Annotated in this window: 6 protein-coding genes; all 6 read left to right on the forward strand. The window is 35.8% G+C overall.

From position 1 onward, the window contains the following. Positions 1-487 precede the first annotated feature (487 nt). Positions 488-1744, forward strand: coding sequence for a Fic family protein (locus E6139_RS22660; RefSeq protein WP_316405814.1), 1257 nt, complete (start codon positions 488-490; stop codon positions 1742-1744). A gap of 32 nt (positions 1745-1776) precedes the next feature. Next, complete coding sequence (locus E6139_RS22665) at positions 1777-2340, forward strand: hypothetical protein (protein ID WP_316405815.1); 564 nt, start codon at positions 1777-1779, stop codon at positions 2338-2340. A 143-nt stretch (positions 2341-2483) separates the two neighbouring features. Further along, complete coding sequence (locus E6139_RS22670) at positions 2484-2771, forward strand: hypothetical protein (protein ID WP_316405816.1); 288 nt, start codon at positions 2484-2486, stop codon at positions 2769-2771. A gap of 622 nt (positions 2772-3393) precedes the next feature. After that, positions 3394-4836, forward strand: coding sequence for a helix-turn-helix domain-containing protein (locus E6139_RS22675; RefSeq protein WP_316405817.1), 1443 nt, complete (start codon positions 3394-3396; stop codon positions 4834-4836). Further along, positions 4833-5183, forward strand: coding sequence for a hypothetical protein (locus E6139_RS22680; protein WP_316405818.1), 351 nt, complete (start codon positions 4833-4835; stop codon positions 5181-5183). The genes E6139_RS22675 and E6139_RS22680 overlap by 4 nt, the downstream gene beginning before the upstream one ends. Positions 5184-5195: 12 nt before the next feature. Beyond that, on the forward strand, positions 5196-7741 hold a 2546-nt coding region (locus E6139_RS22685), incomplete at its 3' end, for a Spy0128 family protein (protein WP_316405819.1).

The raw sequence follows: 7741 nt of genomic DNA on the forward strand, positions 1-7741 counted from the left end.
TTGGAGAATGTTCCGGAAAATAGTTAATGATAGATTGAGGCATTAAGAGCCATTCATGGCGGAAACAACACCGCTTTGCGAATGGCACGTTCAGAGATGTAATACGATGAAAACCCAGACAAACACTCTTAGTTTGTCTGGGTTTTTGTCTATTCAATTGAGAGGACACTATGATTTAAGATCAAAAACAACAGAGTATTATTTTAGTCATAGTGTCTCTTGAACGTCTTAAATCATTGAGTGATTTAGAAGAAATCAATCGTAGCGATATACCCTATTTTGGGAAGAAAAATAGAGAAGGTCGGATCTTTTCTTTGCACAACTATCTCATTTTCTAATGAGCTAGAGAACCTCTGATTATATCAAACAGCGAACCAGACAAATGTATGAGTAGTTGTCTGGTTATTTTCGTATTGTCGCTTCATTGCAAGATATCTTTTCTAATGTTAAAATTATGGTTAATATTTAACGACAGGAGATGTATTGTATGTCTTATAAAGAAATTAAGAAGCATAAATACATGAGAGAAGATACAGAGAAGGAGTTTCATTCAAGATTTGATTCTACTTCGGCAATGAAAACCAGTTTTTATATATCTCCAATTGAAAATGGGGTCAAGTTAAAATCCATGACTCGCGAGTTATGGGTGAATAGCATTCCTGAGATAACCTCTCTGGTCAATGATGTACAGAAGGCTTCACGAGCATTAGTAGAATATGAAATGAAATTATCAAAAAATCAATATAATGAGTTTATTGAGTTTCTTTTAATTGAAGAAATGCAGGCGACGAATGAGTATGAAGGTGTAAAAAGTACCAAACAAGAATTAAAAGAGGCTTTGGATTCATTGCATTCTGAAACATCCTCCCATCGCTTTAAAGGATTATCACTGCTCTATAGTCACGTCGGAAAAATGGACAAAAAAAGGATTTATACGCCAAAAGAAATAAGAGAGATTTACGATGAGCTAGTTTCAAATGAGATAACGGATGAATCAAAAATAGAAAAAGGCAGTATGTTTAGAAAAGATAAGGTAACTGTCGGTGATCGCTTCTCTACAGTACATGTTGGAGAAGATCCGGAACGAATTGCTGATCAATTACAAGAAATGCTCAACTTTTTAAATACCGAAGATAGAGAGTTTTCTTCTATCATTAAAGTGCTCGTTTCTCATTTCATGTTTGAGTATATCCATCCTTTTTATGATGGGAATGGAAGAGTTGGCCGTTACATTCTAGCAAAATATCTAAGCTTTGAACTAGATGCTTTTTCCAGTTTACTAATGTCCAGCAGTGTAGTGTCCAATAGACAAAAATATGAAAAATCATTTGTAATTACTACTGACAAAGATAATTTTGCGGAAGGGACTTTTTTTGTACTTAATCTACTTGATTTGCTTCAGGAGGCCCAGCAAAGAATCGATTACTTGTTAGAAGATAAAATCAGATTAACAAATAGAGTAAAGAAATTTATCGACTATAAAAATCTAACCCCCTTTCAAGATGAAATTTTTTGGATTTACTTCGATCACGGCATTTTTGGAAATGAAACCAAAACATTAACTCGAAAAGACATTCGTAAGCATTTTGCGGATGGGGAGTGGTCAGAACATAAACAAAGAAAAGCGGATACATATCTAGAAGAAGAAGGAATGATCGAACGAGTTGGTGAGAATCCGGCGAAATATAGAATTAGTCCGTATTTTATTAACAGTCTAAAAAAGAGTGATGGCCTTTCTGATTAAGGGAGCTAGTAAGAAAGAGAGAATATTAACCAATGGAAGTTTTAGCGACTTTTCCAATGAAAAATAATCGCCGAATCGAGTTTCTAATTAGCGGCATAGCAGAATTAGAAGAGTATGGGCATTTTACTGACTTGAAGATCATGTATTATTTTGATGGTAAGAAGCTTCAATTGTTTGATGATTTCTTAACAGAAGGAGTGAAATCATTTATCACAGTCTTACAAATGTGTGTTGATGGTGAGATGTCCCTTCCCCAAGAATTTTTTGAGGAAGGAATCGGCTACGAATGGACCAAGGAATGCCATAAAATAGCAGAGGAAAATTTTGATGAGGTTGATGTAGCAAGCAATTTTTTTATGTGGGAAACAGTTCAAGATCCTATGCTAGTCACTTGCATATACAACTTTAAGGGGAACACTTATTTAGAAATTGCTCCTGAGTACAAGTTCCACTTTATCGATCTGGAACCATACGAAGAGTCTATTTCATATGAAAGCTTTTTGGCTAATTACGAAATTATTGATAGGATAGAGTTAGACATGGCGACAATTACTCAGTGGCATAGTGAAGCAAGTGCAATTATAAATAATCTATAGAATCAGGAGTGATCAAGGTAGACAATATTATATTTGAAAAAATCTGGGAAGACGAAACTTTCATTGAAATGAAGATCACAGCAATTTCGAAATTCTCGACATCTTATCAGACATGCTACGTCGATGAAGGTGAAATAAACCAAATGATCGTTAAAATCAAATTTTATCTGGCTGATTCTTCTCAAAGTGTCTATATTAAGTTCGGAGAGAAAGCAGGGAATTACACGCCAGCTTTTTCAATGAAGTTGATGAGGGCAGATAAACGCGGACATTTAAAAATAGAGGTAGATATTGAAATTGAGGATATTGATGATAGAAGTCATAGATGTAAGTATTTTGTAGAAAGTGAGTTAGGGGCAATGGAAAGATTCGGTCAAAAAGCATCGAGTTTCTATCAGTCGCAAATTGGAACGAGAATTTCTATGTTTTAAACAGATTAAAGTATTAGAATCAAAGTTAAATGAATATGAGGAAACATATCTCAGTAAAAATACAAGCGCAATCGTAATAAAACTTATGATCTATTAAATAATAAAAAAGCTGAACACTCCATATTACATTCATGATATGGAGTGTTTAGCTTTTTTTTGTACTTTTCAAAAAGTCTTTTGAGTCAAATATACCACCTGGTGGCATACCGTATGCAATCCCCATTTCAACTTAATTAAATCACCACAATAGAATAACTCTTTGAAAGCCAGTTTTTATCAATTTCCCAATTATTAACTTTTTTTATTTTTATTTGACACTCTGTCTCACTGCTTTTTACAAAATTAATCCCGATTAAGCATCATTTTATTTATTAGCAAATGATTACTTTATAAAAAAGCCGATCTTTTAAAAAATATCTACAAATTAATGTAATGACATGATATTATATATAATTATAGCGTTATAATAATGGTATAAAGTGGATTTAGAACAAAAAGTCCACTATTTTTTTGTGTTAAATTAAAAAAGTAGATAATTAGCGTCGAGATGTAAAACTAAAAATAATTAAAGTGGATATAATTATAAATATATTTAATGAAAAGACGTTAGAAAGAGGTGGCTATGTCTCCAAATGATTTGTTAATCATCGATGATCGATATAAATGGTATGTTGCACAATTAATAGAAATTAAGCGAAATTCTTACTGTTCCTTGACTCAAATTAGTGAAATATTAGACTTTTCGCCGTATAAAGCAGAGACATACTTTGAGGAGTTAGTCGATGATTTGGAAAAAATAGGGCAGCCCAAGCTGATGGAACTGAGCAAAGGTGGAGAGGTGCTTAATGCTGAACTCACACACCTTTTGATAAAAAAACTTCGGGTTCATTACGTAGAGAAAAGTCCAGCATATCAGATGTTCCATTTATTTATGACAAAAGAAATTAGTTTAGACAGTCAATTGGATCAAGAAAAAATTAATTTAAGTCGTTCAGGTGCCTACAAATATCAAAAAAATTTGAAAAAACTGCTGTCTGATGAAAATGTTCAATTAAAGAAGAACAAATTATTAGGAAACGAATTTCAATTGAGAAATTTTCTATTTGGTATTTATTACGAACTTTTTAACGGCATTAAAAACCCTTTTGAAGAAGCCACAATAAAGCTAGCTAGAAATATCTTGAATTATTTCATTCATTTTTATGAGACAGGATTAGTGAAAACCAAAGAGATTAAATTAATTTTCTTCCTATGCATTTGGCTCACACGGTTAAAATACAATCATGTTATCGATACCGCCTTTATTTCGGTTAAGAAGGAGGGCTTTTTTGACTATTTACACAAATTATTAAGCGAACAATTCTTTTTAAATCCTCAGCAGATCGAACTGGAACTCGCTTATTTTTATTTATTTGTTTATCTAGAAGATATCGATAAATCTTCGCTAATCGATTTTTTACCAACTAGTGTTGAACAGCAAGCAAAACAATTGACCACTAGTTTTTTTGACAACCTAGCAAGTCGGATAGAACGTAATGGAGAGACTCTAGCATTTTCAACCAACGATATTGAGGAATTTCAAAATATTAATCGTAAATGGTTGATTTATCATTTCAAAGAATCAACGTTTATCACAAAAGGTCAGATTCGCTATTTCCAAGAAATAAATCCCTTGCTGGATGAGTTTATTCAAGAATTTATCGAGAAAGCTGAACTGCGCTCACTTTTTTTAAGCAAGCAGGAAAAGACAAAACTTTATTATGATTACTTGTTCTTTGTTATTACCAAAATCCCGATTGAGCGACTGGAAAAGCCACTGCACATCTGTATCGATTTTTCTCATGGAAGAGTCTATAACGACTATATCCGCAGAATGCTCTCTTCGTTACAAAGCATGAATATTCGTTACGAACAAAGACTTAGTACTAAAACTAAGCTATATCTGTCTGATTTTGCGATAGATACATTACCTTGTAAGCAGGTGATCTGGAAGCGACCTCCGACACCAGGAGATTGGAAAGCGTTGGGTGATCTGCTAGTAGGAATTAGAGGAGGAATGGGATGAAAAAACAACTGATAGCAACATTGACGATTCCATTATTCCTAATGTATCAGTCTTGTTTGCCCGTTCTCTATGAAAACTATCGTCTTTCAGCGACAGTGAACCAACGAAGCAACTTTTTTATTGAACAAGGAGAAAACTATAAGCTGGTTATAAAAAATTACAAAACAAAAAGAAAAAGTGGTACTCAAGAAATCGAACAAAGGATTGCCTATCTACAAGAAGCCTATGATCCATTAAATACTACGGGGAATACGGATTTGGGGAATCTTTTAGGTAGTATGGCGGGAACAATCACCTATGCTGCAAAAGAACCCGCCGATTATTTTGAGCATTTCACAATGAACTAGAAGGAGAAAAAGATGAGACAAAAAATATGGGGACTATTTTCAATAATTTTAATCGTATCAAACATGCTGCCGATTGGAGTTTTCGCAGAAACGATCACACAAAAAGGAGCGGTCATTCAAGAAGCTTTATTGAAGCATAGCGATGGAACAGAAATCACTAATGAAAATCCACTATCGTCAGGTGAATCCATTGATGTAGAAATGACATGGCTGATCTCTGGTGAAGAGGCTCTGCCAGCAGCGTTACCAAGTAACTTAATCTTTGAAGATCAAGAAGGAAGTATGAAGGATTCAAAAGGCACGTATGTCGTAAAAAACAATCAATTGATCTTTAGCAAGACAGACGAAGAAGGACCAGTGGTTGCTACAGTCACACTAAAGGCGTCTACTACCGGCAAAGACTTGGTCAATGAACGAGTTGATTTCGGAAACTCAGTGACTAAAATGATTTTCTACTTGCCAGAAGAGGAGGACAGTGATGAGCCTGCCTCGCAAAGAAGTATCACTCCGCAAGAGATAAAAGAAATCAAACCAACGGTTACGAATGTTTTGCTGGAAAAAAGCAATGGCTCAGGAGGTTGGTCACCGATTGAGGAGGGAGAGACACAACTTACTACAAAAGGATTTCGCTTGAGCGTGAATTGGGAAATACCGGATTCGTCTGCTATTCAAGCTGGAGACTATATGGAAATTAAACTTCCATCGATTCTTAGACTGACCGATGTCCCGGCTAGCGCTTTGAATATCAAAGTTGAAGGACAAGATTACCATGTAGGTACGTATGAACTATATACTGTGACGGACGCTTCTGGGAAATATGATTATTCTGTTTTTCGTGTAGATTTTAATGACACGATTGAAAGAGAGAAGATAACGACAATTGAAAATGGTTATTTCAGATACACGGGACTTTTCAATAAAGAATTAACGGAAGAAGAAATTGTAACCATTGGTGATTTCGAACTTCCTTCATTTAATATTGGAAAAAATCCTGATAGGGAAATCAATTTCACTGAAAATTTGTACAAACAAGGCTATCAGTCTACGAATACCAATAGACTACAATGGTCTGTACACGTTAATATGGACGATGTCACTTCCATCTATAAAGGTGGAAAAGCAAGTTCGGAAACCTACTCAAATGCTGTGTTTGTCGATGAGTTGGATGAAGGGCTGACCTTTTTGCGACAACAAGTAGGGTCAGAGGCTGCTCCATTCCCTTATCGAGCATTGGTTCCGATTTATAAAGTATTAGCTGATGGCACGGTGACCGATAGTAGGATAGGATCCGTCTTGATGGCCCACAAGGATTATCATGATGTTACAACTAGTATTAATTTGACTTCGATTGATCGTGCTAAGGAAGATATCAAGAAGCACCCTACAGGAAGCTTCGCCATCTATACGGATGATGTCACCAAAAAAGAAACACTACTAATCCACCTTGGGAAAATTACCGATACGGCTCTCGGCGCAGAAGCAGGACTAGTATTCGACCAGACATGGGAATACATGGAAAATATGATAAACAGAGCAACGAGCATGACAGATGAAGAAAAAGTAGCGACGTTAGCATCCTTGAAAAATTTATACGATGAATCCAATGGTACATGGTCCATTGGTTACACCATTGAGATGCAAGCGGAAGCGGACAGTTCAATTTCTAGCGACCATAAATTCTCGAATACAGCTCATTTATATTATGATAATGGCGACATGACAAGCAATGAATCCTCCGTTGTGTATCAGAAATCTGATGCAGGCGGAGAAGGAAAGGTACCAAAAAACGCTATAGAAATTGTGAAGAGGGATAAAGATACCGATCAACCTATCGCCGATGTTGAATTCGAAGTGGTTAGTTTTGATAATGATCAAGAAGGTGTGCAAGTCGGTACGCTAACTACAGATCCCAATGGAAAAGCAACGTTAGGAAACTTAAAGGTTGGTAAATATAAGATCAAAGAAGTTTCTGGATTGGACAACTATGATCCGAAAATGATCATTGAAAATCAAACCAATTTGACAACAGATGGGGTCTTTGAAATATCTGCCTCTGATACGGCAGGTTTTAGCTTTGAGATTTATAATCAAAGACTTACTGGCAGCGTTGATATAAAAGTGAAGAAAATACTAAATGGATCAGCACTAAAAGCAGGAGATTTCGAATTTACCTTAACAGGTCATGGCGAAAATCAAACGCAAACGAACGCTGAAAACGGAGCCGTGGCCTTTGACAATATCAAGTACGACACTCCTGGAATATATACCTACACCATTGAAGAAACCAAAGGCAATGCAGAAGGAATCACCTACGATCCGAAAAAAGTAACAGCCACTGTAACAGTTAAAAAGGGGCAGGGTGAGCTTGAAACTAGCGTAGTTTACACAGACGATGACGAGGATAACTCCAATACCCCAGAGGAATTCATCAACACGTACGTGAAGCCAAAACCGAAGCCAACGGAGTTAGCGCTGGAGGCGAAGAAAACATTAGAAGGCAAAGATTTATCGGCAGATGACTTCGAATTTAAGCTAACTGGGCACGGAGAAGATCAAAC

Origin of the sequence: Enterococcus sp. (assembly GCF_032555305.1) — a bacterium.
Taxonomy (GTDB): Bacteria; Bacillota; Bacilli; order Lactobacillales; family Enterococcaceae; genus Enterococcus_A.